Annotated in this window: 1 protein-coding gene; it reads right to left on the bottom strand. The window is 62.5% G+C overall.

The window, feature by feature from the left end; all coding sequences use genetic code 11:
• Window positions 1-622 (bottom strand): cell division protein ZapE (gene zapE / locus EOA75_RS33580; RefSeq protein WP_127326191.1); only part of this gene is annotated, 622 nt, incomplete at both ends.

The following is a 622-nucleotide window of genomic DNA, read 5'->3' as shown; positions in this document are numbered from 1 at the left end:
GACATAGATCGGCAAGCGGTTGAGCTTTTCCTGCCGGTAGTCCTTTTCGGCATCCAGCGTCAGCACATGCGCATGACGTTCGAGCAGGCCGATGAAGGGCAGGAAAAGCTGCCGGTTGAGGCCGTCTCGATAAAGGTCATGAGGCGCGACGTTGGAGGTGGCGACCAGCACGACGCCTTTGGAAAACAGCGCCGAGAACAGGCGCGACAGGATCATGGCATCGGCAATGTCGGTGACCGAAAACTCGTCGAAGCACAGCACCCAGGCCTCCTCGGCCAGCGCCCGCGCCACCGGCGGGATCGGATCGTCTTCCTTGACATCGCCGTTCTTGCGCGCCGCCCGGTGTTTTTGGATGCGGTCCTGCACGTCGGCCATGAAATCGTTGAAATGGACGCGGCGCTTTCGCCTGACCGGCAGGAGATCGAAGAACATGTCCATCAGCATCGTCTTGCCGCGCCCGACGCCGCCATGGATGTAAAGGCCCTTGACAGCCTCGCGCGGCTTGTTGCTGCGCGCAAACAGCCAGCCCAGCGCGCTCGATTTCTGCGCCAGCCTTTTTGCGGAGATCTCGTCGGTCAGCCGGTCGAGCGCAGCGACGACGCGCTCCTGCGCAGGATCGCGT

The organism is Mesorhizobium sp. M1A.F.Ca.IN.022.07.1.1 (assembly GCF_003997575.1).
In the GTDB taxonomy this organism is placed as follows: domain Bacteria; phylum Pseudomonadota; class Alphaproteobacteria; order Rhizobiales; family Rhizobiaceae; genus Mesorhizobium.
Note: the sequence above shows the minus strand (reverse complement) of the source record. Positions and strands in the feature narration are given on the sequence as shown.